Genomic DNA, 26,753 nt, shown 5'->3' with positions numbered 1-26,753 from the left:
AAACACCCGTGCCGCCGCATCGCGAGGCGGCCGGCACATGCAAGGCGGTCGACGAGCGGGCGGCCCCGTCAGGAGAGACGACATGGGCGTGGGCATGCAGATCGCCTGCCTCGGATTCACGGGTTCGGCAGCGCTCGAGGCCGAAGCCGGCGCGCAACTGGTGCGGCTCGAACGGTTTCGCGCGTGGATCGACGGCTGCCAACTCGCGATCGAATCGCGCATGGTGGCCGATGGGGCGTGTCTGTACGACGTGCGGCTCGACCTGACGATGCACGGCGCGGTGCGCCGATCGCTGCCGCCGTGCGTCGGCGCCGACGTGGACGATGCGCTGCGCCGCGCGTTCGCGCAGGCGGAACAGGCGCTGATCGCGTGGCAGGCGGGCGCCGCAACGGCGGCGCTGCGCGACGCGGCGGCGGGCGACGCGATGCGGTAATGCCGCACCGGCCGTCGTGCCCCCGTACGTCAGACCTGCGCGAGCGCTTGCGCGTCGATGATGCGCACGCGCTTGCCGCGCGTTTCGACGAGCGCTTCGCGATGGAACCGCGAGAACATCCGGCTGACGGTTTCGAGCTTCATCCCGAGATAGCAGCCGATTTCCTCGCGCGTCATCCGCAGGTTGAATTCCGTCGCCGAATAGCCGCGCGCCTCGAACCGCGACGACAGGTTCAGCAGGAAATGCGCGACGCGCTGCTCGGCCGACATCGTGCCGAGCAGCAGCATCTGGCTCGATTCGCGCACGATTTCGCTGCTCAGCATCTGGTAGAGGAAGTGCTGCATCGGCTTCATTTCGCGGCACGCGGCTTCGAGCGCGCCGAACGGGATGATGCACACCACGCTGTCTTCCAGCGCGATCGCGTCGCAGCAGTGCTGGCCGCCGCCGATGCCGTCCATCCCGAGCGTTTCGCCGGCGATCTGGAAGCCCGTCACGTGCTCGCGGCCGTCGCGATGCATCATCACCGTCTTGAACGAACCCGCGCGCACCGCATAGATGCTCTGGAACGGATCGTCGGTGCGAAACAGCGCGTCGCCCTGGCGAATCTGTCGCGTCGTGCAGATGATCGCGTCGAGGCGGCCGTATTCGGCGGCCGTCAGGTGCGGCGGCAGGCACATCGAGCGCATCGCGCAGGCCGAGCAGCGGGCGGCCGGATGCTTGACGGCGTCGGCGCGCGCGGCCGGGCGCAGGGCAATCGGGGGCCGGGATACGACGGACACGTCGGCGGCGCAGGCGGTGGCGGTGGACATGAGTCGCTCCGGCTCGTCAGGGGCGGTGCACGCGCGCGTGCACCAGGGATTCGATGACACGGCACGCGGCGTCGAATTCGACGGTCTTGTCGAAGAAATAGTCGGCTCCCGCCGTCGCGCATGCCTCCCTGAATGCCGGCGCCGAGTGATTCGTCAGCACGATCGTGACGATGCGCGGCGCGGCCTTCGACAGCATCCCGATCAGGTCGAGGCCGCTGCCGTCCGCGAGCCGCACGTCGACGATCACCACGTCCGCGCGACTGCTGCGGATATGCGTCCACGCGTCGTGGCCGTCTTCGGCTTCGCCCACGACGACGACGCCGCGGATCGCGCCGACGAGCAGCGCGATCCGCTGGCGGACGGCGACGGCGTGATCGACGAGGAACACCCTGAGCGCGGCGGGTGACAGGCTGGCATTCATGCCGGCAGTATCGTGTTGCGCCGCCGAAATTGGAATCGGCCGAATTGGAACTTCGTGTAGGCCGCTTCGACACGGTGTAGGGCGTTTCCTACACCGCGTACGGGAAACCGCCGGCGTGGCCCGGCGACGCGATGCCGCGCGAACGATCGCGCGTCCGGGTCAGCCGGCGCGGCGCGCGGCCAGCGCGTCGCGCGCGGTGCGGCACGCGGCCAAGTCCCACGCGGCGCAGCCGACGCTCTTGAACAGCAGCGGGCCGCCGCCGGCGAACGTGCCGTTCAGCACGTCGGCGAGCGACGCGACGTGCCGCCAGTCGACCTGCGCAACGATCAGATCGCCGGCTTCGTGGCGCGCGCCGGCCGGATCGTCGACGACGAGCCGGCTGCCATGCACCGTGCTCGCGTCGATCTCGGCGGCATCCGCGGTGAACGCGCCGACGCCGACCACGAGCCGGCCTTCGCGCGCGGGTTCGCGGTAGACGGGCGTGCGGCTCGTCGTCAGCGTGACGACCACGTCGATCGCATCGGGAACCGCGTCGCCGTCGAGCGGCGCGAGTCGCGGCGCATGCGTGCGGTGAGCGGCGCAGAAGGCGGCCGCGCTGTCCGCTGTCGTGCCGCGCACGCGAAGGCGCGCTTCCGGAAAGATCGCCGCGAGCGCTTCCGCGTGATTGGCCGCCTGCTTGCCGGTGCCGATCAGCAGGATGTCTTGGGGCGCGGCGCCATGCAGCGCCTGGATGCCGAGCGCGGTGATCGCCGCCGTGCGGCGGCCGGTGACGGTCGGGCCGTCGAGCGCGAAGCGCATTGCGCCGGTGGCGGCGTCGTACGCGGTGACTTGGCCGAGGATCGTCGGCAGCCCGCGTGCGCCGTTGCCGGGACACACGTTCACGAGCTTGTGGCTCGCCAGGTCGTGGGCGCTCGACGGCATCGACAGCATCACGCCGCCGCCTTGCAGCGGCACGACCAGGCGTTCGGGGCTGACGATGTCGCCCGCCGCATACTCGACGACCGCTTGCCTGAGCGTGGCGAGGAGCGCCGGGTAGTCGAGCAGGGCGGCCGTGTCGGCTGCGTCGAAAACGGGAATCGGGGAAGAGGCGGTCATCGTGTACGTCGTGGGCGTCGGTGAGCGTGAACGGCGGACGCATGCCGCGCCCGCCACGGGTCTGCCGGATACCGCGACACCGGGCAGCGTGGATCGAATCTATACCACTTGCTGGCGCGCCGGCAACCCAGAAAATAAAGCGCGTCGTGGATTTTGGTTCTAATATCCGGCCAGAAGGCTCGCCGCTGCCGCACTGGCCGCGCCGCTCCGGTATAGTGCGAACCCATTCCAGATCCACGCCCCGAACGGGCAGGAGCCATACGATGATGTCCGCGCGTCCCGACTCACTCGAAGGCGGTTTCAGGCCGCTGCAGATCTACGAGCAGGTAGCCGAAAAGATCCGCGACGAGATCCGCGCGGGACGCTACGCGGCGGAATCGCGGCTGCCGTCCGAGCGCGAGCTCGCGGCGCTGTTCCAGGTCGGCCGGCCGGCCGTGCGCGAAGCGCTCGGTGCGCTGCAGAACGAAGGGCTCGTATTCACGAAGCGCAATTCGGGCACCTACGTCGTCGCGGCGCCGCTCGACGTGCTCGCGCAGCGCGGCGACGCGCACACAACGTCCGAGGCCGACTTCAGCCCGACGTCGACGCTCGACGTGCGGCTGATCCTGGAGCCCGCGATCGCGCGCCTCGCCGCCGCCCATGGCCGCGCCGACCCCGGCGCCGAGCGCTATCTCGCGCAGATGGAAACCATCACCGACGTCGACGATCCGCACCAGCGCGCGCTGTGGAACGAGAGCGACCGGCTGTTTCATCGACAGCTCGCGCTGATGACCGGCGATGCGCTGATCGTGAAGATCGCGGACGAAGTCGCGAAGACGATGGACCAGCCGCTGTGGAAGCGGCTGAAGGACGACGGCATCTACGACGCGGGCCGGATCCGGCTCTACGTGTCCGAACACCGGCTGATCTACGAGGCGATCGTGTCCGGCGACGCCGATGCGGCCGCGTTCTATGTCGAACAGCACATTCGCCGCGTGCGGCGCGATATCGCGCCGAAGTAGCACGTCCGAGTGCGGGCCGATCTGGTCTTTAAATTGACCAAAATATCCGAAATTATTTTGAAATTGCTTGCGGTGTGACCACGCATGTCCTACATTGGTTTCACACAAAACCAATCAGGAGACATCATGCGACACCTCACGACCGCGCTCTCGGTGGCTGCTGCCGTCGGCGCGCTGACTTCCGCGCACGCGCAGGAAGTCGTGACGATCGGCCATTCGGCGCCGCTGACGGGCCCGCAGGCCGCCAACGGCAAGGACAACGAAAACGGCGCGCGGCTCGCGGTGGACGAACTCAACAAGGCCGGCGTGAAGGTCGGCGGAAAGACCGTTACGTTCAAACTGGTTTCGGACGACGATCAGGCCGATCCCAAGGCCGGGGTTCAGGTCGCGCAGAACCTCGTCGACAAGGGCGTCGTCGCGGTACTCGGACCGTACAACTCGGGCGTCGCGATTCCGGCCTCGCGCGTGTATGCGAACGCCGGCGTGCCGATCCTGCCGGTCGCGTCGAACCCGGCGCTCACGCGACAGGGCTTCAAGAACATCTTCCGGATCGGCGCGAGCGACGAGCAGCTCGGCGGCACGATGGCCACGTTCGCCGCGAAGACGCTGAACGCGAAAACCGCCGCCGTGATCGACGATCGCACCGCATACGGGCAGGGCGTCGCCGAGCAGTTCATGAACGTCGCGAAGGCGAACGGCATCAAGATCGTCGACCAGGAATACACGAATTCGTCGGCCACCGATTTCCTCGGCATTCTCACCAAGATCAAGGCCGCCAACCCCGACGTGATCTTCCTCGGCGGCTATGCGGCGCAGGGCGCGCCGATGGCCAAGCAGATGAAGCAGCGGGGCTTGCGCGCGAAGCTGCTCGGCGGCGACGGCATCTGCTCGGCCGACATGGGCAAGGTCGCGGGCGAGGCGGCATCGATCGTCTATTGCGCGCAGGGCGGTGTCGCGCTCGAGAAGACACCGGCCGGCCGCGAATTCCTGAAGAAGTACCACGACGCCTATCACACGGATACGCAGGTCTACGGCGTCAATTACTACGACGGCGTGAAGCTGCTCGCCGACGCGATGGTCAAGGCCGGCACGACCACCGACAAGGCGAAGCTGATCGCGCAGCTCGCGAAGTCGAACTACGCGGGTGTTGCGGGCACCTATTCGTTCGACGCGAACGGCGACCTGAAAGGCGCGCCGACCACCGTCTACGTGATCCGCAACGGGCTGCCCGCACCGTACGCGAAGTAATCGCCGCACCGCCCGTCGCCGGACGGCGGTCCCGCCGCCGTCCTTCGTTTCAACGCATTCGATCGACTATGAAAATTTCCCGATCCCTTTCCACCGTCGAAGTGCACACCGGCGGCGAGGCGTTCCGCATCGTCACGAGCGGGCTGCCGCGGCTGCCCGGCGACACGATCGTCCAGCGCCGCGCGTGGCTCAAGGAGAACGCCGACGAGATCCGCCGCGCGCTGATGTTCGAGCCGCGCGGCCATGCCGACATGTACGGCGGTTACCTGACCGAGCCCGTGTCGCCGCATGCGGATTTCGGCGTGATCTTCGTGCACAACGAAGGCTACAGCGACCATTGCGGCCACGGCGTGATCGCATTATCGACGGCCGCGGTCGAACTCGGCTGGGTGCAGCGCACGGCGCCGGAGACGCGGGTCGGCATCGACGCGCCGTGCGGCTTCATCGAGGCTTTCGTCAAATGGGACGGCGAACATGCCGGGCCCGTGCACTTCGTCAACGTGCCGTCGTTCATCTGGCGGCGCGACGTGTCGGTCGACACGCCGTCGTTCGGCACCGTGACCGGCGACATCGCGTATGGCGGCGCGTTTTATTTCTATGTCGACGGCGCGCCATTCGACCTGCCGGTGCGCGAATCGGCCGTCGAAAGACTGATCCGCTTCGGCGCGGAAGTGAAGGCGGCCGCGAACGTGAAGTATCCGGTCGTGCATCCGGAGATCCCGGAAATCAACCACATTTACGGCACGATCATCGCGAACGCGCCGCGCCACGCGGGTTCGACGCAGGCGAACTGCTGCGTGTTCGCGGATCGCGAGGTCGACCGCTCGCCGACCGGTTCCGGCACCGGCGGGCGCGTCGCGCAGCTCTACCAGCGCGGGCTGCTCGCGGCGGGCGACACGCTCGTCAACGAATCGATCGTCGGGACGGTCTTCAAGGGGCGCGTGCTGCGCGAAACGACGGTCGGCGACATCCCGGCCGTGATCCCGGAAGTGGAAGGCAGCGCGCATATCTGCGGGTTCGCGAACTGGATCGTCGACGAGCGCGATCCGCTCACGTACGGATTTCTCGTGCGCTGAGCCGCAGCGCCGGTCGCGCCGCCGTCGCGTCCTCATCGCGACCTCGTTGCGCGGCGTTCAGGTTGTCGTACCAGGTTTGGCGCGTCGTTCCGGTCGCGGAGCGCGCGCCTTTTTTGCGTCGGCGCCGTCGCGAAGCGGCACCACGTGCGCCGGCCCGACGCCGCCGCAGGTCGGGCGGCCGCGCGAGTTTGGTACGATGCAGCCTTTTCAGCCGAGCTCCACCCGCGTGAATCGCCGAAACGTGTCGTCAGTGCGTGCCTTGTGTGCCAGATGGGTCGCGCGCGCCCAACCTGTCGCGGCCGCCGCCGTCGCGCGGGTCAAGCCCCTCGCCGCCACCGCGTGGCACCATGTCCGCCACCCGACGCGCCGCGGCGTGCTGCTCGCGGCCGCCGCCGTGCCGGCGCTGTTCGCGGCGTACGTGATCGTGCTCGTTCCGTTTACGCCGGGCATCGGCGACATCCGCAAGGCGCGCGTCGACCAGCCGGCGCAGGTGCTGTCGGCCGACGGCAAGCTGCTGGCCGAATTCAAGCCGTCGAACCGGGAATGGGTGCCGCTCAAGCAGATCTCGCCGCACATGGTCGACGCGCTGATCGCGACCGAGGATCACCGCTTCTATGAGCACCACGGCCTCGACTGGAAGCGCACGGCGTCGGCCGCGCTCCATACGTTCTCGGGCAGCCGCCAGGGCGGCTCGACGATCACGCAGCAGCTCGCGCGCAACCTGTATCCGGACGAGATCGGCCGCGCGCCGACGCTCACGCGCAAGGTGAAGGAGGCGATCACCGCGCTGAAGATCGAGGCCGTCTACAGCAAGGACCAGATCCTCGAGACCTACCTGAACACGGTGCCGTTCCTGTACAACGCGTACGGCGTCGAGATGGCCGCGCGCACCTATTTCGACAAGTCGGCCGACGAACTCGACGTGCTCGACAGCGCGACGCTCGTCGGGATGCTGAAGGGCAACAGCTACTACAACCCGGTGCTGAACCCCGAGCGCGCGCTGCAGCGGCGCAACACCGTGCTCGGCCAGATGGTGAAGTACGGCAAGCTGTCGCCGGCGCAGTTCGCGCAGTTGCAGCGCCGGCCGCTGCGCATCGACTTCGAACGCCAGAAGGAGCCGCCCGGGCCGGCGCCGCATTTCGCGCAGCAGTTGCGCAAATGGCTGATCGCGTGGGCCGACCGCAACGACTACAACATCTACTCGGACGGGCTGATCGTGCGCACGACGATCGACGCGCGCCTCCAGCAGATGGCGACGCAGGCGCTCACGCTGCAGGGCAATCAGCTGCAGGGCATCGCGAACAACGCATGGAGCGGCCGCGACGGCTGCGGCACCGACAACGAGGTGTTCCGCACCTTCATGCGCGAATCGCCCGAGTACAAGGCCGCGCAGGACGCCGGCAAGGACGACGCGGCGGCGATGAAGCTGCTCGCGGCCGACCGCGGCTTCCTGCGTGCGCTGTGCAAGTCGAAGACCGACGTGCAGGCCGGCTTCCTCGCGATCGATCCGCGCGACGGGCAGATCCGCGCGTGGGTCGGCAGCCGCGACTTCACCCGCGAGCCGTTCGACCACGTCGCGCAGGCGCGGCGCCAGCCGGGCTCGACGTTCAAGCCGTTCGTCTATGGCGCCGCGTTTGCGAGCGGGATGAAGCCGGACGACACGTTCATCGACCAGCCGGTCGAGATCCCGTTGAAAGGCGGCGAGATCTGGCGGCCGAACGACGACGTGCCGCCGACGGGCAAACCGATGACCTTGCGCGACGCGGTCGCGCTGTCGCGCAACCGGATCACCGCGCAGGTGATGGAGAAGGTCGGCCCGGCCGCCGTCGCGCGGCTGGCGCGCGACATGGGCGTGCGCGAAAGCCCGCTCGAACGCGTGCCGTCGCTCGCGCTCGGCACGAGCCCGGTCACGCTGAAGGAAATGGTCGCGTCGTACGCGACGATCGCGAACGGCGGGCTGTACGTCGAGCCGCAGATGGTCACGCGCATCGAGAATCGCCAGGGCGACGTGCTCGCCGAATACGCACCGGCGCCGCCCGAGCGCGCGCTCGATGCCGAAACCGACAAGATGCTGCTCGACGTGATGCGCGATGTCGTCACGCGCGGCACGGGCGGCAGCATCCGCACGCGCTTCGGCATCCGCGGCGACGTGGCCGGCAAGACCGGCACGACGCAGGACAACGCGGACGGCTGGTTCATCCTGATGCAGCCGGGCCTCGTCGCCGGTGCGTGGGTCGGATTCGACGACGGCCGCGTGACGCTGCGCAGCGACTACTGGGGGCAGGGCGCGCACAGCGCGCTGCCGATCGTCGGCGATTTCTTCCAGCGCGCGCAGCGCGCCCGGATCGTCGATACGAAGGCGAAATTCGATACCGAGCCGTCGCCGGGCTGGTTCGCGTCGCTGCGCGAGCGCGCGACCGACCTGTTCGACACGTGGTTCCCGCCCGAGCCGAAGAAGGCGCCCGCGCCGGTCAGGACGCAGCGTATCGAGCGTCCGGCCGAGGCCGACGAGGGGGCGGCGTCGGCGGCATCCGCCGCATCGGCGCTGGATGCCGCATCCGGCGGTATCGTCGAGGAATGGGTGCCGGCGTCCGAAGTGGCCGCGTCGGCCGCCGCGCTGTCGGCGGGCGCCTCGCAACTGCAGCCGCAGCTTGCGCCGCCGCCGGCAGGCACCAGTGCGACGAGTGGAGGCAGCGCCGGTATCGGCGTCGCCCCTTCGGCCGTCCCGGCTCCGTCGGCGCCGGCCGCGCCCGATGCGCCCGGCGCTTCGCAGTAATGAAGCCGTGTCGCGGCATTCGGTGCGCAGGCGGCGATAATCGTCTGACGAAACGACTTATTCCCGCTCGATTGTACGGTTTCGGTCAACAGTGAATTTGCGATTTAAGTATTTACCCTGATAGTCGAGCCTCCTAGACTTCTACTCATGCGCAACGACCTCGAGTCGGAAGCGCCTGACAAAACAATCCCGGAGGTAACGCATCATGAAATCGCTGATCAAGGCAGTTGCACTGGCCGCCCTGGTGGCCGCACCGGTCGTCTCGTTTGCCCAATCGAACCAGCAGCCGCTGACCCGCGCGCAAGTGCGCGCCGAGCTGGTCCAGCTCGAAAAGGCCGGCTACAACCCGAACGACTGGATGAACTATCCGGAAAACATCCAGGCCGCCCAGGCCAAGATCGCCGCCGCGCAGAACGCCGGCGCGCAAGCTGACGCAACCGGCTACGGTTCGAACCCGGTCGCGACGTCGCAGTCGGGCCAGCGCGCGGTCGTGCCGGCCGTGAGCGACCGCTCGTCGGTGTACTTCGGCCACTAAGCCAGCTGCTGTTTCGCGGCCCTGAAGGCCGCGGCTGACGTCGTATCGAAAAAGCCCGCACTCGGTTCGGTTCCGAGTGCGGGCTTTTTCCATGATGCGAAGCTCAGCGATCCGGCGCGGACGACGAGCGAAATCGTCGGCGGGGCAATTCGATATTGGCCGACGCGGGGAGGTCTCTTCCCATGGGTTCGTTCTAGCAAGATCCGCGGGCAATCGACCCCGACCACCCGCAGCACCCGAGTCCGTGATCGCGGTGCATGCGCAATCGTTCCCGAGCGAGTCTCCGGCTGCAGCCCCGCACCCCGCTGACAATCCGCCGCGCGTGCGCTAGCATCGCGGTCGGTGTCGCCGCGCGTAGCGCGGCCCATCCACACGGGGCGCTGCACGGCACCGGGTTCCCAACTTCAACGAACAACAAGGAGCATCCATGCGTGTCTTGACCGGTCTGCTGGGCTCGCTGGCGCTGGTGACGAGCGTCGCCCATGCGCAGGCGAATTGTGCGGACGCGACGGATCAGGCGGCGATGACGGCGTGTGCCGATCGCGCGTACAAGCAATCCGACGGGGAACTGAACCGGACTTACCAGGCCGTCACCGCGCGCCTGCGCGACGCGCGGCCGCTTGCCGACAAGCTCGTGAATGCACAGCGCGCGTGGATCGCGTACCGCGATGCCGAATGCCATTTCTCGAGCGCGAATGCCGAGGGCGGCAGTGCGTATCCGATGGTCGTATCGACCTGTCTCGACGATTTGACGAAAGCGCGCACCGAAACGCTGAAGGGCTATCTGTCCTGCGAGGAGGGCGACCTCGCGTGCCCGGTGCCCGCGAAGTAACGATCACGCGCGGGCCGACCGGGCCCGCCCGACGCCGGCTGGACGTCGTCCGTTACACGTCGCCGTTACACGTCGTCCGTTACACGTCGTCCGTTACACGTCGTCCGTTTCGTCGAGCAGCTTGTGCCGCATCGCGTAACGCACGAGCGCCGCTTCGTGCGGCATCTGCATCTTTTCGAGAATCCGGGTCTTGTAGGTGCTGACCGTCTTCGCGCTCACGCACAGCGCATTCGCGATCTCGGTCAGCGTCTGGCCGGCGGCGATCCGCCGGAACACGTCGAATTCGCGGTCGGACAGCCGCTGGTGCGGCAGCGTTTCGGCCGGCTCGTTCAGGCTTTGCGCGAACTGCTCGGCCATCGCGAGGCTCACGTAGACGCCGCCCGACGCCACTTTCGCGACCGCGCCGACCAGCTCCGCACTCGCGCTTTCCTTCGTCAGATAGCCGGACGCGCCCGCGCGGAACGCGCGCACCGCGTATTGCTGCTCCGCGTGCATCGTCAGCACCAGCACGCGCAGCGCGGGCTTTTCGTCCTTGATCTGCTTGATCAGCTCGACGCCGTTGCGGCCCGGCATCGACAGGTCGAGCACGAGCACCTGCGCGGGCGTCGCACGCACCAGCGCGATCGTCGACGGGCCGTCGCAGGCTTCGCCGGCCACCTCGAAACCGGTGGCGTTCTGGAGGATGTGCCGCAGACCGTCGCGTACGAGCGTATGGTCGTCGGCGATGAGCACCTTGATCATGTGATGAGCGTGTCCTGTTGAACGGTGCCGAGCGGAAACGCGACGGTAATCGAGAAGCCGCGCGCGAGCGCGGTGTCGATCGTCACGGTGCCGCCCAGCATGTGTGCGCGTTCGCGAATGCCGATCAGGCCGAACGACTTGTCCTCGTGGGCCGGACCGCCGGGCGCCGCGCCGCGGCCGTTGTCGGCGACGCGCAGCACGCAAAAGCCTTCCTCGATGTCGAGCCGCAACGTCACGCGCGTCGCATCCGCATGACGCGCGACGTTCGTCAGCGCTTCCTGGACGATGCGGAACAGCGTGGTCGCGCCCGTACTGGTGAACGTGAGGCCGCCCGTTTCGATGTGACGCTCGACATCGATCCCGTAGCGGTTCGTGAAATCGTTCGCGAGCCATTCGATCGCGGGCACGAGGCCGAGATCGTCGAGCATCACCGGCCGCAGGTCGGCCGCGATGCGCCGCACCGACGCGACCGTCGCGTCGATCAGCCGCCGCATGCCTTGCAGATGCATCTGCACGCCTTCGTCGGGCTGCGCGCGGCCGGGTATGCGCAATTGCTGCTCGACGACCGACAGGTCCATCTTCAACGCGGTGAGCTGCTGCCCGAGATCGTCGTGCAGCTCGCGCGCGATGCGGGTTTTTTCCTCTTCGCGCACGTTCTGCAGGTTCGCGGACAATTCGCGCAATTCCTCGCGCGATTGCTTCAGTGCGTTCTCGGCCCGCTGCCGCTCGGTGATGTCGCGCAGCATCACCGTATAAAGCTTGCCCGACGCGTCGCGGATCTGCGAGATCGATGCTTCGATCGGGAATTCCTCGCCGTTGGCCCGCAGCCCGAACAGCACGCGCTGGCGGCCCATCTGTCGCTCCGACACGCCCGTCACGCCGAACTGGTCGACGTGCTTCGCATGGGCGGCGCGGAACCGCTCGGGAATGAAGCGCGACAGCGGCGCGCCGATCGCCTCCATCGCGGACACGCCGAACACCTGTTCGGCCATCGGATTGAAGATCACGACCGTCTGCGTTTCGTCGATCGTGATGATCGCTTCCATCGACGAACGGATGATGCCCATCATCCGCGCCTCGTTGAGGATACCGCGGCTGCTCGCGCCGGCGTCGGCGCGCCCGCGCAGCAGCGCATGGACGAGCGCCGCGAACCCGAACGACGCGATCAGCCCGGCGGCGAGCACGGTGCCGGCCGCCCGCTGCGCGCCGGTCGCGCTCGGCCGGCCGTCCGCGGAATAGGCGAGCGTCAGCGGGGTGCCGCCGAAATTCAGCACGTCGGTGCGCCGCATCAGGTCGGGCGACGCCGACGCTTCGTCGGTCGTCGTCTCGACGCTGACGATCGCGCGCGAATCGCCGCCGGCGGTCATCCGCAGATCGATCCCGCGTTCCGCGTCGAGCGCACGCTCGACCAGGCGCCGCGGGCTCAGCGCCGCGAACAGCATTCCGTCGGCGCCGGCTTCGCGCGTGCCGGACGGCGTGACGGCGGCCAGCGGCGAGGTCGTCACGGGCAGGAACAGCGTCAGGGTGCGCGCGTCGCGGGAGGTGTCGTCGTCGGCGGGGTGGACGCCGAGCGCGATATCGCCGGTCCGCAGCGCACGCGTGAGCGGCGCCGCGTCGAACGCGCCGAAGCGCACGACCGGCGCGTTCGACGCGGGGGCGCTGAGCGTCGCTGCCGCGAGCGCATCGGCCGGCAGCGGCTTCGTGCCGGCCAGCGCGCCGCGCGCCGCGGGCGTCAGCGGCGCATAGCCGAGCTGCCGGACCGGCGAGCGGCCGCTGTCGAGATCGAGCGTCTCCGCATACCGGCGCCATTGGCCGGGCGTCATGTCCGGCACGAGGCCGAACGCGCCGCGCGCGCCTTCGAGCACGGCGGCGCCGGCCTGCAGTTCATGCCGCAGCATCGCGGTCACGTGCGTCGTGCGGCGTTCGAAACGCGTGCGAACGGCGCCTTGCCACTGCTCGCGTACTAGCAGCGCGACACCGAGCGACAGCACCGCGCCCGCGCACAGCGTGACGACGCCGGCCGCGAGTGGCTGGCGTAACATGATCTGAAGGCGCGTGGGCCCTCGGGCGTCCCGCGTCGGGGTTCCACTGGCGGTCATTCGATGGCCATTCTGTTGTTCGGACTACCCGGGGCACTCGGGCAGCGCGGCAAAACCGGGGGAAACTCGCACCGGCTGCATGCAACGATTATTTTCAAGATGAAATTGTGCGCGTTTTACACGTTTTTTGTAATGGGGTCGGTTGAAATTGCGGCAAAGGCGTGAACCAGCGGCGCGCCGGCCGCGGTTGACGCGCGTCAACGCGCGCGCCAGCACGTGGGGCAGACTGTTCGACAGGCAAGCCGGCGCCGGGCCGGCTTGCGATAACGGGCCGTCGTTGCGCAACGCGCGACGCCCGCCCGGTCGGAGGGACGGACCATGTACAAGCGGATTTTCGTCGGGCTCGACGGCAGCCCGAGCGCACGTCTCGCGCTGAACGAGGCGATCCGGATCGCGACGGCGTCCGGCGGCGAAGTGACGTGTGCGTACGTCGTCGAACATCGGCCGCAGCTCGTCGACGTCGACGCCGGCTTCGCCGCCGAGCGCGACGGCGATGTCGCCGCGACCGATGCGGCCACGCCGGTACTCGACGCAGCGAAAGCGATGCTCGCACAGCAGCATGTGCGAGGCACGGTGCGCGCGCTCGACGCGTACGGCGAGGACATCGCGACGGTGCTGATGCGTACCGCGGCCGAAGCCGACGCCGACCTGATCGTGATGGGTACGAGCGGGCGGCACGGCCTGCGCAGGCTGTTGCTCGGCAGCGTGGCGGAATCGCTGCTGCGTGCGGCCGATCGGCCGGTGCTGTTGGTTCGGCACGACGAGGCGGGCACGTCGGCGGCCGCATAACCGGCGCGGCACGGCGGCCCGATGTGGCGCCGGCCCGCGCAGTTGGCGGGCTGCCGCGCGGCATTCCGGACGTCTTGCGTGAGCGGGCGTACTGCGCCGTTACGTCGCCCGACACGACGCGGCGAGCGCCGCCGATGCGAATCGCCGATGCGCGATTGCCCGTCCGCAGTTGCATCACGGCATGCAGTTCTGGCAGCATCGGCCGGTGTCCGCTCGATCGCCGCGCGCATGGCCGCGACGATCGACGCAGGAGCATCCGGCGGCACCCGGGCGCATGAATCGAATCGCGATCGGACGGTCGGCCGGATGCCGGTTTTCTCCCTTACCGACGTCATCTGCCATGCCGATTTCCGCGACCGACCTGATTCGCCAGTTCGACCTCCAGCCGCATCCCGAAGGCGGCTATTTCCGTGAAACCTACCGCGCGACCGAGTCGGTCGTGCGCCCGGCCGACGGCGCGCCGCGTGCCGCGTCGACCGCGATCTACTACCTGCTGTGCGACGGCGCGTATTCGTCGTGGCATCGCATCCGCTCCGACGAAGTCTGGCATTTCTACGCGGGCGATCCGATCGAAGTGTGGGTGCTCGACGCGCGCGACGGGCTGACGATCCACCGGCTCGGCAACCCGCTCACCCATCCGGGCACCGTGTTCCAGACGGTCGTGCCGGCCGGAAGCTGGTTCGGCGCGCGCTGCGCGTCGCCGCAGCACGTCGCGCTCGTCGGCTGCACGGTTGCGCCCGGATTCGAGTTCGCGGAATTCGAGCTGGCGGATGCGGCCGCGCTGGCGGCCGAGTTTCCCGACTACGCGGAACATGTCGCACAACTCGCGCCGCGCTCCGACGTGTGACCGTCACGGTCGCGTCACGCCGCGCGCAAAGCCCGCGCCGCCGGCCGGTGTTCCGCGCGAGCGAGGACAAACCCGTTTAGAATGCGCATGATGCATCGGTCGATCGCGGACGTGCCGCGGCGGCCGTTGCGCCGCCGTACCGACGGCCCTGTCGCGCGGCCCGCATGTCTTCCAGGAGCGCCGCCGTGTGGCACTTTCCCATCGCTATTCCATCGTCGCTCGGCCCGTGGGCCGTGTTCGCGAGCGTGTTGATCACGCAGCTCGGCGTGCCGGTGCCGGCCGTGCCGATGCTGATTCTCGGCGGCACGATGGCGGCGATGGGGCAGGCGTCCTGGGTCAGCATGTTCGCGGCGGCGATCGGCGCGACGATGCTGGCCGATTCCCTTTGGTTCTTCATGGGCCGCACGCGCGGCCGGCGCCTGCTGAACGGCCTCGTACGCTTCTCGCTGTCGCTCGACACGACGCTGCGTTTCGCGCGTAACGTGTTCGAAAGGTACGGCGCGCCGCTGCTCGTGTTGTCGAAATTCCTGCCGGGCCTCGGCCTCGTGTCGGCGCCGCTGCTCGGCACGACCGCGATCGGCATCGGCGTATTCCTGTTCTGGGATCTGGCGGGCGCGTCGCTGTGGGCGGCGTTCTGGCTGATCGGCGGCGCGGCCATTCACGACCAGATCGTCCAGTTCGTGCTGTGGGTGCGCGCGAGCGGCGGCACGATTCTCGACGCGTTTCTCGCGATCTTCATCACGTTCCTGTTGTACCGCTGGGTGCGTCGCGTGCAGTTCCGCCGCTACCTCGCGCAGGTGCGCATCTCGCCACCGCAGCTCGTGGAGATGATGACGTCCGACGAACCGCCGCTGATCTTCGATGCACGTCCGAAGGCGATTCGCGAACGCGAGCCGTACCGGATTGCCGGCGCGGTGCCGGTCGATCTCGATTCGCCGGACTTGCTCGATCCGGAAGTGCTGAAACGGCCGATCGTCGTCTATTGCGTGTGCCCGAACGAGGCGACCGCGAAGCGGCTGATCGCGAAGATGCAGCGCAAGAAGATGATCCACAACATCCGGGCGCTGAAGGGCGGCCTCGATGCGTGGGAAAAGCACGGTTATCCGGTCGAGCCGCTGCCGGCTGATCTGGATTCGTCGCGGTATTTCGTGCGGCCGGAGCAGGGTGGGCTCGACGGCGAGTATACGGTGCGGGCGACGTTGTCGAAGTGATGCAGCCAGCGTTGCCGGTATCGCTGAGCGTGTGAGCGGCATCTCGGCCTTTTCGATCGCGTCATCGCTACCAGTGGCGACATGAATCTCAAGGGGGCGGTGAAACTGGCCTGCATTCGCGAACAGATCGGCGACGATTTCGTGTATGCCGGTGATAGCAAAGCCCTCAGCGACGACCTCAGTCGATGCGCATCTCCGACGCCGCCGAAGCCGTTGGCGTCGCCGTCGGTCTCGTATATCGAGGTCTGAACTCAAGAATGCGCGTCCGCCTCGCGCATTCGAATTCAATCACTGCTTTCACCCACCGCGATTTTCCCCAAAATCGCCTGGCATGAAACCGCCGATCCTCCCTATAATCCCGCCTGCATATTGCGTGCGCTCGATTGCGCACCTTCGACGCGCGTTCGTTCGCGCCGAAAGCGATGAATCCCGTTGCCGCCCGTCACGCGCACAGCCGCGTCGCGCGGGTCGGCCGGGTGTATTCCGTGAAAGGCCCTGTCCGTATATCCGGATTGTTCCGGGAAATACGGATAATCCGCGGCAATTCCAACCGAATTGACGCGGCATCCGTGTCGTTTCTCATTCGGAAATCGACAACGGGGATTATTTCGTTTTCGGCTGCCGAAATCGGCATGAGCGGTCGCGCATTGTCATCGACACAATGACGGCGGTTCGCTCGCGGCCGCCAGGAGACGAATTTGAAACAACCAGAAGACCAACTGCACCGCGGGCTGGAAGAACGGCACATCAACCTGATGGCGCTCGGCGCGACGATCGGCGTCGGCCTGTTCCTCGGCTCGGCCACCGCGATCCGCACGGCCGGCCCGGCCATCCTGCTGACCTACCTGCTGGGCGGCCTCGCGATCTTCCTGATCATGCGCGCGCTCGGCGAGATGGCGATCACCAACCCGGTCGCCGGCGCCTTCAGCCGCTATGCGCGCGACTACCTCGGCCCGCTCGCGGGTTACCTGACCGGCTGGACCTACTGGTTCGTCTGGATCGTTACCTGCATGGCGGAAATCACGGCGGTCGGCGTCTACATGCACATGTGGTTCCCCGGCGTGCCGAACTGGATCTGGGCGCTCGCGGCGCTCCTGGCAATGGGCTCGGTGAACTTCATCGCGGTCAAGCTGTATGGCGAATTCGAATTCTGGTTCGCGCTGATCAAGATCGTCACGATCGTGCTGATGATCGTCGGCGGCGGCCTGATGATCGCGTTCGGCATCGGCAACGGCGGCATCGCGACCGGCATCTCGAACCTGTGGTCGCACGGCGGCTTCATGCCGAACGGGATCGACGGCGTGATCGCCGCGCTGCCGATCGTGATGTTCGCGTATCTCGGCGTCGAGATGCTCGGCCTCACGGCCGGCGAAGCGCGCAACCCGGAAAAGTCGCTGACGAAGGCCGTGAATTCGGTGTTCTGGCGCGTGCTGATCTTCTACATCGGTGCACTGTTCGTGATCATGTCGCTCTATCCGTGGGACCAGATCGGCACGCAGGGTAGCCCGTTCGTGATGACGTTCTCGCGGCTCGGCATTCCGGCCGCCGCCGGCATCATCAACTTCGTCGTGCTGACCGCGGCGCTGTCGTCGTGCAACAGCGGCCTGTTCAGCACCGCGCGGATGCTCTACAACCTCGCGCAGCAGGGTCAGGCGCCGGCCGCGCTCGGTCGCGTGAACCGCAGCGGGGTGCCCGTGTACGGCGTGGCCGTGTCGGTCGCGCTGCTGCTGATCGGCGTGTTGCTCAACTATCTCGCACCGCAGCACGTGTTCACGTGGCTCACGTCGGTATCGACGTTCGGCGCGATCTGGACGTGGTGCGTGATCCTGATCGCGCAGATGCGCTTTCGCCGCACGCTGTCGGCCGACAAGATCGCGCGCCTGCCGATCCGCGTGCCGTTCTATCCGCTCGGTTCGTTCGTCGCGCTCGGCTTTCTCGTGCTGGTCGTCGTGTTGATGGCGTTCACGCCCGATACGCGCGTCGCGCTCGTGATCGGACCGGTGTGGATCGTGCTGCTCGGCATCGCGTACGCGCTGTTCTACGCAAACCGTCCGGCCGCGTCGATGCCGACGAAGTCGTAAGCGGCGCAGGCAGGGGCCGCGCGATCGTTGATCGCGATCATGCACGCGCGGGCCGGACGGCCTATGCTGAACGAACGCATTGCTTGTCCGCGCTTCGCGTGACGGCCCGCCGATCCTGCAGCCACGGCAGCGGTTCGACGCGGCAACGCCGCTGCCGCGCGAAGCCCCCGTCGTCGTTCGGCGACGACGTGCACGCACGGAGACCTTCGCCATGCAGCCTGCCCAGTCCATCCCGACGCTCGCGCGGATCGCGCTGGCCGTCGATCCGACGCCCGAATCGCTGACCGCCGCACGTTACGTGCGCACGCTGCTGCGTCCCGGCATGCGATTGCGCATCATGTGCGCGATCGACAATCCGCGCCTCGTGTTGCCCGACATTCCGCGCATCGACGCGCTGCTGACGTCGGCGCGCGAGGACATGATGCGCGAAGCGCACGCCACCTGCGAGCGGATCGCGGCGCTGTTCGCCGACAGCGGCGTCGACGTCGAGCGAACGGTCGTCGATACGTCGGTCACGGGCGGCTCGGTGGCGGACGCACTGGTGAACGATACGTCGACGTGGCGCGCGGACGTGCTGGCGATCGGCGCGAATCCGCACCACGGGCTGTTGCGGCTCATCGAAGGCGCGATGTCGGACACGCTGACGAAACGCGCGCGCTGTGCGCTGCTGATCGTGCCCGGCACGTATGCACGGCCGTCGGACGGCGCGCTGCAGCGGCTGATGTTCGCGGTCGACGGCAGCGAGCCGTCGCTGCACGCGGTAAGCGTCGGGCTCGGCCTCGCGGCGCCGACAACGTTGCTGTATGCGGCATACGTGATCGATCGCGCGGTTCGTCTGACCGACGTCGTGCCGGTGCGCGCGCTCGAGGATGCGTACCGCGCGGAAGGCGAGGATGCGCTCGCGAAGGTCGGCCCGCTGCTCCATGCGACGGGCAATCCGACCAAGCGCGGCATCGTCGAAACGCGTCCGACCAGCGACGACGTGGCCCATGCGCTGATGCGCGATGCCGTGCACTGGCGGGCGGAGCTGCTGGTGGTCGGCACGCATGGCCGTCGCGGCATCGCCGCCTGGCTGATCGGCAGCGTCGCGCGGCGCGTCGCGCATCTCGCACAGGTGCCCGTGCTGCTGGTGCGTAGCGCGGAATGAATTCGGCGCCGTCGCGCTCGAAGCGGGTTTGGATTGACCTGCATCAGAAACGCAGCGCACATCGCGTGAGACAGTGACGAAACGTCCGGCGATGCGGCTGGCCCGTCGTGCACGTGCGATTCCCGACCGCGCCTGCATGCAGGAAGCGAACGCTGCAGCACTCGCCGCCGTCACATCGTTTTCAGGAGCGGCGCCGCGTGTTTGTCCGGCGCGTCATCCGACCCGGAACTCTCTGGCACGAGGGTAGGCAACCGACGGTTGCCTTGGAGGACGGGCGGGGTGCAAGTCACCCCGTCCGCTTTCCGCGTGGCCCCGTCGAATTCACCTCCTCGCAGGAATGATGTCGAAGGCGGCCGCGTCGAGCCGCGCGCCATCGTGCACGCAACCATTGCGCGGCCCCGTGCCGTGCGTCGTTTCCGTGCGCCGGTCAGAGGGTACGAAGAATCGATCGCAGGTCGTGCCGGCGGCCTGTGCCGCGTCGTACCCGCGCATGCGGACGCACGACATGGAGCGGTGCGCATGCGCTGCACGTGCGGTTGCGCAAACGATTCGCATGCGGCCAGCCGGGGCGGGCCTTGCGACGCGGCTCCGAGCCGGCCGGTGCGTCGGCCGCGTGGCGCGCGTGGAGTGCCGCGGCGAACCGCTGCAAAGCGAGGACCGACCCCACGACGCTCTGATACTTTTCGCGGCCGATCTGCCCGTCGAGCGTGACGAGTAATCCGGCCTCGCGTGCGAGCGCGAGCAAGGTGTCGAGGTCGTCGGCCGGCCGGATGCCGGCCGACGCGGTGCGGGCGGAAAGCAGGGCGCGCGCGTTGCCCGACGCGCGCCGCTGGCCGTCCCGGCCCGGTGAGTTGCGATGTGCCATGGTTGGTCTCCTGCGCCGAACCCCGCGCGCCGGCTCGACGGCCGGCTGAGCGATGTCCGGTATGAACGCCTGGTTCATGTGATCAGTATCGTGTGGCGAGGGCGCACTGCCAAGCGGCGCGCGCTGAAGTCGCTGTCAGGAAATTGCGCGACGCGTATCGGAATCCGCTGACACGCGCGGCGTCGGATCGGCCGATCCGACGCGTTCGTCCGACGAATGGCAGCGCGCTTGACGCATGATTTCGGACGGTCTAAGTTTCCCCACTGCATCGGCGTCGTGCGGCGTTCCACCGCTGCCCGTCGCCAGTGCCGCGCCTCGGGGGGCGTGGCAGGGTTTCAGTGACGTTCGCGGGCCACGTGCACCGCGAACACTGCGCGGATGATTCGGAAACGGATCCACACGGCGGCACGCAACGTGCCGTTGATCGTGCGCAAACACGCGCCGGCGCATCGTACGCCGCGCGTCTATCCAGTCTTTAAGCTTCCGGTACCGTCATCTTTTTCGTTCCTCGACCGTCAGGAGTCTGTCGATGTCCAAGGACAATTTGCTCGATTCACTCAAGGAAGCCGCCGAACGGCGCGCGATCGGCGCGGATCAGCTGCGTGCGATGCTCGACGACGAAGTGCGCGCGCTGTCGTCCGATGCGCGCGTGCACGACTACATCCACGTATTCGCGATCCGGCACCTGCGCGAACGGATGCGCCAGAAGGACGATTTCGATCGCGACACCCGGGCCGATGACACGCCCGCGGACGCCGATCCGCGTCCGAGGCATCGGCTGTAGCAGGTAGCGGCCGGGGCGCCGGGACCGGCGCGACGCACGCCGGTCGAACCCGGCCATCCTGACGATCCGCCGACGGTCGCCGGCGCGTTTCGTCATACGTTTCAACGAATTGTCACAACGACCTCAAGTAAGCGGCGCGATTTGCCGTTTACCCGGTGAATTCGTCCACCGGGCGTTCCCGCTCCCTTACCGAGTCGTTGCCATGTTCTCGTCCATTCGCGCCCGCATCCTCGCCGCGTGCGTCGCCATCGTCGTATTCGCGCTCGTCGCCACGACGCTGATCAACTATTTCATCGCGCGCTCGTACAACGACGACGCGATCGACCGCAACCTGACCTCGGTCGCCAGCGGCCACGTGGTCGGAATCGCCGACTGGGTCGCCACCCGCAGCCGGATGATCGCGTCGCTGCAGGATGCCGCGCTAACGCCCGATCCGCTGCCGGTGTTCAAGCAGATGGCCGCGGCCGGCGGCTTCACGAACGTCTATGCCGGCTACGCCGACAAGACGTTCCACTTCTCCGACCCGACCGGCATCCCGCCCGACTACGACCCGACCGGCCGGCCGTGGTACAAGCAGGCCGCGCAGGCCGGCAAGCCGGTCGTCACGCCGCCGTACGTCGATGCCGGCACGGGCAACCTCGTCGTCACGTTCGCGGTGCCGATCCTGCGCGACGGCGCGCTGAAAGGCGTCGTCGCCGCGGACGTGTCGATGGACAGCGTGATCGCCAACGTCAAGTCGATCCGTCCGACGCCGGCCAGCTTCGGGATGCTGATCGACAGCAGCGGCCACGTCGTCGCGCACCCGGACGCGAAGCTCACGCTGAAGCCGGTCGCCGACGTATCGCCCGAACTCGGCGCGCTGGGGGTTGCATCGATCGCGGCGGCGAGCGCGCCGGTCGAGGTCGGCGTCGGCGGCGACGCGAAGCTGGTGCGCGCGAAACCGGTGCCGGGCACCGACTGGTACGCGCTGGTGCTGCTCGACAAGGCCGAAGCGACGGCCGGGATGCGTTCGCTGCTGACCGCGTCGCTGATGACGCTGATCGTGATCGTCGGCGTGGCGTCGCTGATCATCGGCGCGATCACCGCGACTGCGTTCCGCCGCCTGTCGCAGGTGCGTCAGGCGATGGCTGCGATCGGCTCGGGCGCCGGCGACCTCACGCAGCGCCTGCCGGCCGACGGCCGCGACGAAGTCGCCGACATCGCGCGCTCGTTCAACAGTTTCGTCGACAAGCTGAACGACGTGATGCGCCAGATCCGCGATGCGAGCGAATCGGTGCGCACGGCCGCGAACGAGATCGCGGCGGGCAACCAGGACCTGTCGTCGCGTACCGAATCGGCGGCGGCGAGCCTCGAGGAAACCGCGGCGTCGATGGAAGAGATCACCGCGACCGTCGGCCAGTCGGCGGCAGCCGCGAGCCAGGCCGACGAACGTGCGGCGGCCGCGTCGCGGATCGCGTCGCACGGCGGCGTGGTCGTGTCGGACGTCGTCGCGACGATGGGGAAGATCGAGGAAGCGTCGGGTCGGATCGGCGACATCATCGGCGTGATCGACGGGATCGCGTTCCAGACCAACATCCTCGCGCTGAACGCGGCCGTCGAAGCGGCCCGCGCGGGCGAACAGGGCCGCGGCTTCGCGGTCGTCGCACAGGAAGTGCGCAGCCTCGCGCAACGCAGCGCGCAGGCCGCGCGCGAAGTGAAGGTGCTGGTCGAATCGACGGTCGCGAGCGTGTCGGCCGGATCGGGGCAGGTGCGCCAGGCCGGCGACACGATGCGCGAGATCGTGTCGAACGTGTCGAACGTGACGACCATCATCTCCGAGATCACGCACGCGGCGAACGAGCAGACGCGCGGCATCCAGGAAGTGAACCGCGCCGTCAGCCAGCTCGACGAAATGGTGCAGCAGAACGCGGCGCTCGTCGAACAGTCGACCGCGGCGGCCACCGCGCTGCAATCGCAGGCCAACGCGCTGGCCACGACGGTCGGGCAGTTCAAGGTCGCTTGACGCGGCCGGCGGCCCGCGGCATGCGGGCCGCGATGCTCACGAGCCGCCCTGGTCGCGCATCAGCGCGAGCCGGTTGTAGAGCGTCTTCAGGCTGATGCCGAGGGCCTTGGCCGCACGCGGCTTGTTACCGTCGAAGTGACGCAGCGTCGCCACGATGAAGCGCTGCTGCGCATGATGGAGCGTCGCGCCGAGCGGCAGCGCCATCGCGCCTTCCGACGTGCTGTCGACTGCAGGCATCGGCTGCTTCGGCAACGCGATCTCGATGCCTTCGTCGGACAAGAGGTACGCGCGCTCGATCGTGTTGCGCAGTTCGCGCACGTTGCCCGGCCACGAATACGCGCGCAACGCGGCGATCGCGGCATCAGTCAGTCGCTTGTGCGAGCGATGCCGCTCGTTCAGCGTGTCGACGAATTCCTGCGCGATCGTCTCGACGTCGCCGTCGCGCTGACGCAGCGGCGGCACGTAGATCGCGAATGCGGCGAGCCGGTAGAACAGGTCCTCGCGCAGCCGGCCGTCGCGCACGGCGTCGGCCGGATTGTGGCGCGTGGCCGACACGAACCGCACGTCGAGCGGAATCGGTTCGGTGCCGCCCACGCGCACGATCGTATTCGACTCGATCGCCCGCAGCAGCTTCACCTGCAGCGCCGCGGGCATTTCCGCGATTTCATCGAGCAGCAGCGTGCCGCCGCGCGCGGCTTCGAAGAACCCTTCGCGCTGCGTGGTCGCGCCGGTAAAGCTGCCTTTCTCGTGCCCGAACAATTGCGCCTCGGCAAGCTCGGGCGGAATCGCGCCGCAGTTCACGGGCACGAACGGGCCGTCGCGCCGCGCGCTGAGATCGTGCAGCCGCCGCGCGACGATATCCTTGCCGACCCCGCTTTCGCCGGCAATCATCACGCTCGCGCGGGTCGGCGCGATTTTCTCGATACGGCCGAGCAGCGTGCGCATCGCGGCGGACCGGCCGGACAGCCGGCGACTGTCCGCGCGCTGCTTCGTCCGGTTTGCGGATTCACCCATAGGCATTGGCGGCCGTTTTGAAAAACGGCATCGCAGGTTCCGTTGATTGCAATATTTATCATCGACAGCGAAACGACGGCGAAGGTGCCGCGGAATAGAAAATTCCAATGTGCGCGACATGACCGACAGAAACAGGCCATCGGGCCGTTCGCGCGCCGTCGACGCGACGCCGCGTTCGGGTTGCGACCCGCACTTTTTTACAGACATCCGATGAAAAAAAGCGGTCGTCGATACGGTGCGGCGGTGCGCGCGGCGATGCCGCCCCCCGCATCTGTCCGGCCCGTCGCCGATGCAGGCATAGGGCGCGGCCATGCGTTGCCGCGCACGCGCCCCCCGGCCGGCGTCGGGTACGTCGTTTGCTGGCGCGTTCCTGCTCGCCCGGCGCGCTCGACGGGATGCCGGATGGTCGAAACGCGGCATCCCCCCGCACCCCACGGGAGCCGGCGCGATGCAAGGATGCAATGAGGACTATGACCCGTGAGCTGCTCCGGCAGGGTGCATGGATCGTGCTGGCCGTCGGGGTGGCGTCCGCGCTGCAGGCGTGGGCGATTCAGGCTGTCGGCAAGCACGCGCCGTTTGCGCCGCTGCCTTTTTACGCCGGCGTGGCCGCCGCCGCATGGCTGACGTCGCTCGCCGGCGGCCTTGTCGCGACCGCCGCGAGCGTCGGCGTGATCGCCGCATTGTGGTGGCGCGACGCGCCGCTGGCGACGCTGCTCGCGCAAGCCGGCGCGTTCGTCGCGATCGGTTTCGTCGAATGCGTGCTGGTGACGACGGTGAAGCCGCTGCTGGCGAACGATCGTTTGCGCGAGATCGATGACGACGACGGCGGTCCGTACCCGCCGCACCGCGAGCCGTCGTCCGTCGCCGACGGGTCCGACACCGAGCTGCTGCGCCGCGTGGTCGATGCGTCGCCCGATGCGATCGTCGGGACCGACGTGGAGCGCAGGATCACCAGCTGGAACCCGGCCGCGGCAAGAATCTTCGGCATCGATACGGCCCAGGCGAACGGACGCGACCTCGTCACGATGATCGCGCCGCGCTGGCTGCGCCGGCATGCGGTGCCCGCGTCGTTCGCGGACCTGCGCGAGCCGGTCGGGCCGCTCGACGTACTGTGCGTGCGTCGCGACGGCGGCCGTTTTCGCGCCACCTTCGTCGCCTCGCCGATCGTCGACGCGCAGGGCCGCAGCGCGGGCCTGTCGCTGACGCTGCGCGAAGCGGGCGAACGCCGCCGCAACGAACGCCACAACCTTCGCTCGCTGCGCGGCGCACGCGACGCGCGCATGCAGGCCGACACGTCGAACCGGCTGAAGGACGAGCTGCTGGCGACGGTGTCGCACGAACTGCGCACGCCGCTGAACGTGATCTACGGCTGGGTCGAGGTCCTGCGCAACGCCGACGGCCAGGGCTTCGCGCAGCAGGCGGTCGACGCGATCGATCGCAGCGCGCGGTCGCTGTCGCACATGGTCGCCGATCTGCTCGACGCATCGTCCCTCGCGACCGGCCGGCTGCGCCTCGAACGCGTGCCGGTCGATCTCGTGCGGATCGTGCGCGACGCCGCGCGCGAGCTCGACGCGACGGCGCAGGCGAACGGGCTCGTGCTGTCGACGTCGTATGCGATGCCGGCCTGCGTGATCCCGGCGGACGGCGAGCGCCTGCGCCAGGTCCTGTCGAACCTGCTGTCGAATGCGATCAAGTTCACGCCGCCGGGCGGGCGGATCGACGTGTCGCTGACCCGCGCGGGCGAGCGCGTGCGGCTGTCGGTCTCCGACACCGGGCAAGGGATTGCGCCGGAATACCTGCCGCACCTGTTCGATACGTTCAGCCGGCCGGAGGGTGCGTTCACGTCCCCCAGGCGCGGCCTCGGGCTCGGCCTGTCGATCGTGCGCAACATTGTGCAACTGCACGGCGGCGAGGTCGTCGCGACGAGCGCGGGCGCCGGGCGCGGAACGACCGTCACGGTGACGCTGCCCGCGGGCTGGGACACCGACGATCCGGTCGAGCAGCCGTCGCGGGCGAAGGACAAGGCCGATACGGTCGCGCTCGACGGCCAGCGCGTACTGGTGGTCGATGACGACGCGACGTCGCGGACCAGTCTCGCGGCAGCGCTCGAAACCATGGGCGCGCAGGTATCGACCGCCCGGTCGGGGCACGACGCGCTCGACGCGGTGGAGCGGCAGCAGCCGAGCGTCGTGCTGTCGGATCTCGCGATGCCGGACGGCGACGGTTACTGGCTGCTGGACCGGATCCGGCATTTGCCGAACGGCGGCGGACATCTGCCGGTCGTCGCGGTGACCGCGCATGCAGGCAAGGCCGACCGGCGCCGGGTGATGGCCGCCGGGTTCGATGCGTATCTGTGCAAGCCGGTCGACATGCCGACGCTCGCGAGCGTGATCGTCGACGTCGTGCCGGACGACGTGGGCGACGGCAAGCCGCGCGAGCGGTAGCGGCGCATACCCCGACGCATACGCGGCGCGGTCGCGTGGCCGTCCGGCCGCATACGAGAAAGGAGACGCGATGGACCCAACGAAAAGCACGCGGCGCGACGGCACGGGCAACGCGCCGGCACGCACCGGACGCAGGACGCCGGTCGTGCCGATCGCGAGCATACTGATGCTGTCGTGTGCATGGATCGCGACACCCCGCTACGCATCGGCCGAGGAGGGCACCCGTGCGAAGCTTGCGAGCCAGGCGTCGGCCGTCGGCGGGCAGATCCGCGATGCGACGCTCGCGTCCCGCGTCAGGGCCGCGCTCGTCGCCGAACGCGGCCTGGCCTCCGGCGACATCGACGTGCAGGTTCGCGACCGCGTGGTCGAACTGACGGGCAACGTGCCCGACGAGCGACAACGCGCGACCGCGATCCGCGTCGCGCACGACGTCAGCGGCGTGAGCGGCGTGCGCGACAAGCTGCAGATCCGCCGGAAGTAACGTGATGCGCGGGCCAGCGCCG

Annotated in this window: 24 protein-coding genes; 17 read left to right on the top strand and 7 right to left on the bottom strand. The window is 68.4% G+C overall.

The window, feature by feature from the left end; translation table 11 throughout:
* Positions 1–82 precede the first annotated feature (82 nt).
* On the top strand, positions 83–433 hold the full coding sequence (locus WT53_RS20710; protein ID WP_034204865.1) for a hypothetical protein: 351 nt from the start codon (positions 83–85) through the stop codon (positions 431–433).
* A 29-nt stretch (positions 434–462) separates the two neighbouring features.
* On the opposite strand, the gene WT53_RS20705 is transcribed toward WT53_RS20710, so the two are convergent.
* From WT53_RS20705 to lhpI, 3 genes are all read right to left on the bottom strand, one after another.
* A complete protein-coding gene (locus WT53_RS20705) occupies positions 463–1,242 on the bottom strand; it encodes a helix-turn-helix domain-containing protein (RefSeq protein ID WP_034204864.1) in 780 nt (259 codons plus the stop codon).
* A gap of 16 nt (positions 1,243–1,258) precedes the next feature.
* Positions 1,259–1,663 (bottom strand): response regulator transcription factor, encoded by a 405-nt coding sequence (locus WT53_RS20700; RefSeq protein ID WP_034204863.1) that lies wholly within the window; start codon positions 1,661–1,663, stop codon positions 1,259–1,261.
* Positions 1,664–1,822: 159 nt separating this feature from the next.
* Positions 1,823–2,758, bottom strand: coding sequence for a bifunctional Delta(1)-pyrroline-2-carboxylate/Delta(1)-piperideine-2-carboxylate reductase (gene lhpI / locus WT53_RS20695; protein WP_034204862.1), 936 nt, complete (start codon positions 2,756–2,758; stop codon positions 1,823–1,825).
* Between the two features lie 263 nt (positions 2,759–3,021).
* Between lhpI and WT53_RS20690 the strand changes: the two genes are divergently transcribed.
* The 6 genes from WT53_RS20690 (at position 3,022) to WT53_RS20665 (ending at position 10,226) form a co-directional block, all read left to right on the top strand.
* Positions 3,022–3,759 (top strand): FadR/GntR family transcriptional regulator, encoded by a 738-nt coding sequence (locus WT53_RS20690; protein WP_034204861.1) that lies wholly within the window; start codon positions 3,022–3,024, stop codon positions 3,757–3,759.
* A 126-nt stretch (positions 3,760–3,885) separates the two neighbouring features.
* The gene (locus tag WT53_RS20685) at positions 3,886–5,007 is read left to right on the top strand and encodes a branched-chain amino acid ABC transporter substrate-binding protein (RefSeq protein ID WP_034204860.1); all 1,122 of its coding nucleotides are present in this window, start codon (positions 3,886–3,888) and stop codon (positions 5,005–5,007) included.
* 68 nt (positions 5,008–5,075) lie between these two features.
* The gene (lhpH, locus tag WT53_RS20680) at positions 5,076–6,083 is read left to right on the top strand and encodes a trans-3-hydroxy-L-proline dehydratase (protein WP_034204859.1); all 1,008 of its coding nucleotides are present in this window, start codon (positions 5,076–5,078) and stop codon (positions 6,081–6,083) included.
* 196 nt (positions 6,084–6,279) lie between these two features.
* Complete coding sequence (locus WT53_RS20675; protein ID WP_034204858.1) at positions 6,280–8,859, top strand: penicillin-binding protein 1A; 2,580 nt, start codon at positions 6,280–6,282, stop codon at positions 8,857–8,859.
* A gap of 205 nt (positions 8,860–9,064) precedes the next feature.
* Positions 9,065–9,394, top strand: coding sequence for a DUF4148 domain-containing protein (locus WT53_RS20670; protein ID WP_034204857.1), 330 nt, complete (start codon positions 9,065–9,067; stop codon positions 9,392–9,394).
* A 427-nt stretch (positions 9,395–9,821) separates the two neighbouring features.
* The gene (locus WT53_RS20665; RefSeq protein ID WP_034204856.1) at positions 9,822–10,226 is read left to right on the top strand and encodes a lysozyme inhibitor LprI family protein; all 405 of its coding nucleotides are present in this window, start codon (positions 9,822–9,824) and stop codon (positions 10,224–10,226) included.
* 93 nt (positions 10,227–10,319) lie between these two features.
* Here WT53_RS20665 and WT53_RS20660 read toward each other — a convergent pair whose 3' ends face one another.
* Together WT53_RS20660 and WT53_RS20655 are read right to left on the bottom strand one after the other, a co-directional pair.
* Complete coding sequence (locus WT53_RS20660; RefSeq protein WP_034204855.1) at positions 10,320–10,967, bottom strand: response regulator transcription factor; 648 nt, start codon at positions 10,965–10,967, stop codon at positions 10,320–10,322.
* Positions 10,964–13,066: a PAS domain S-box protein gene (locus WT53_RS20655; RefSeq protein WP_034204854.1), complete on the bottom strand. Its 2,103-nt coding sequence runs from the start codon at positions 13,064–13,066 to the stop codon at positions 10,964–10,966. Before WT53_RS20655 ends, WT53_RS20660 begins: the two co-directional genes overlap by 4 nt.
* Before the next feature lie 318 nt (positions 13,067–13,384).
* Here WT53_RS20655 and WT53_RS20650 point away from each other — a divergent pair, with 318 nt between their 5' ends.
* The 6 genes from WT53_RS20650 (at position 13,385) to WT53_RS20630 (ending at position 19,141) form a co-directional block, all read left to right on the top strand.
* Positions 13,385–13,855 carry a universal stress protein gene (locus WT53_RS20650; RefSeq protein WP_034204853.1) on the top strand — a complete coding sequence of 157 codons (471 nt, stop codon included), beginning with the start codon at positions 13,385–13,387 and terminating at the stop codon, positions 13,853–13,855.
* A gap of 340 nt (positions 13,856–14,195) precedes the next feature.
* Positions 14,196–14,702: a cupin domain-containing protein gene (locus WT53_RS20645; protein ID WP_034204852.1), complete on the top strand. Its 507-nt coding sequence runs from the start codon at positions 14,196–14,198 to the stop codon at positions 14,700–14,702.
* 185 nt (positions 14,703–14,887) lie between these two features.
* Complete coding sequence (locus tag WT53_RS20640) at positions 14,888–15,913, top strand: DedA family protein/thiosulfate sulfurtransferase GlpE (protein ID WP_034204851.1); 1,026 nt, start codon at positions 14,888–14,890, stop codon at positions 15,911–15,913.
* An 81-nt stretch (positions 15,914–15,994) separates the two neighbouring features.
* Complete coding sequence (locus WT53_RS34180) at positions 15,995–16,162, top strand: hypothetical protein (RefSeq protein ID WP_230624781.1); 168 nt, start codon at positions 15,995–15,997, stop codon at positions 16,160–16,162.
* 449 nt (positions 16,163–16,611) lie between these two features.
* A complete protein-coding gene (locus tag WT53_RS20635) occupies positions 16,612–17,994 on the top strand; it encodes an amino acid permease (RefSeq protein WP_034204850.1) in 1,383 nt (460 codons plus the stop codon).
* Between the two features lie 211 nt (positions 17,995–18,205).
* Positions 18,206–19,141 (top strand): universal stress protein, encoded by a 936-nt coding sequence (locus WT53_RS20630; RefSeq protein ID WP_034204849.1) that lies wholly within the window; start codon positions 18,206–18,208, stop codon positions 19,139–19,141.
* Between the two features lie 427 nt (positions 19,142–19,568).
* Here WT53_RS20630 and WT53_RS20625 read toward each other — a convergent pair whose 3' ends face one another.
* On the bottom strand, positions 19,569–20,006 hold the full coding sequence (locus WT53_RS20625; RefSeq protein ID WP_034204848.1) for a hypothetical protein: 438 nt from the start codon (positions 20,004–20,006) through the stop codon (positions 19,569–19,571).
* 529 nt (positions 20,007–20,535) lie between these two features.
* On the opposite strand from WT53_RS20625, the gene WT53_RS20620 reads away from it, so the two are divergent.
* Together WT53_RS20620 and WT53_RS20615 are read left to right on the top strand one after the other, a co-directional pair.
* On the top strand, positions 20,536–20,790 hold the full coding sequence (locus tag WT53_RS20620; RefSeq protein WP_034204847.1) for a DUF3562 domain-containing protein: 255 nt from the start codon (positions 20,536–20,538) through the stop codon (positions 20,788–20,790).
* Positions 20,791–20,992: 202 nt separating this feature from the next.
* Complete coding sequence (locus WT53_RS20615) at positions 20,993–22,792, top strand: methyl-accepting chemotaxis protein (RefSeq protein WP_034204846.1); 1,800 nt, start codon at positions 20,993–20,995, stop codon at positions 22,790–22,792.
* 36 nt (positions 22,793–22,828) lie between these two features.
* On the opposite strand, the gene WT53_RS20610 is transcribed toward WT53_RS20615, so the two are convergent.
* Positions 22,829–23,806 (bottom strand): sigma-54-dependent Fis family transcriptional regulator, encoded by a 978-nt coding sequence (locus WT53_RS20610; RefSeq protein ID WP_230624778.1) that lies wholly within the window; start codon positions 23,804–23,806, stop codon positions 22,829–22,831.
* Between the two features lie 461 nt (positions 23,807–24,267).
* Here WT53_RS20610 and WT53_RS20605 point away from each other — a divergent pair, with 461 nt between their 5' ends.
* Together WT53_RS20605 and WT53_RS20600 are read left to right on the top strand one after the other, a co-directional pair.
* Positions 24,268–26,250 carry an ATP-binding protein gene (locus WT53_RS20605; protein ID WP_034204845.1) on the top strand — a complete coding sequence of 661 codons (1,983 nt, stop codon included), beginning with the start codon at positions 24,268–24,270 and terminating at the stop codon, positions 26,248–26,250.
* Positions 26,251–26,320: 70 nt separating this feature from the next.
* Entirely contained in the window at positions 26,321–26,731 is a 411-nt protein-coding gene (locus tag WT53_RS20600) for a BON domain-containing protein (RefSeq protein ID WP_034204844.1), read from the top strand.
* Positions 26,732–26,753: the final 22 nt, after the last annotated feature.

This window comes from Burkholderia sp. MSMB2157WGS (assembly GCF_001532755.1).
In the GTDB taxonomy this organism is placed as follows: Bacteria; Pseudomonadota; Gammaproteobacteria; order Burkholderiales; family Burkholderiaceae; genus Burkholderia.
Note: the sequence above shows the minus strand (reverse complement) of the source record. Positions and strands in the feature narration are given on the sequence as shown.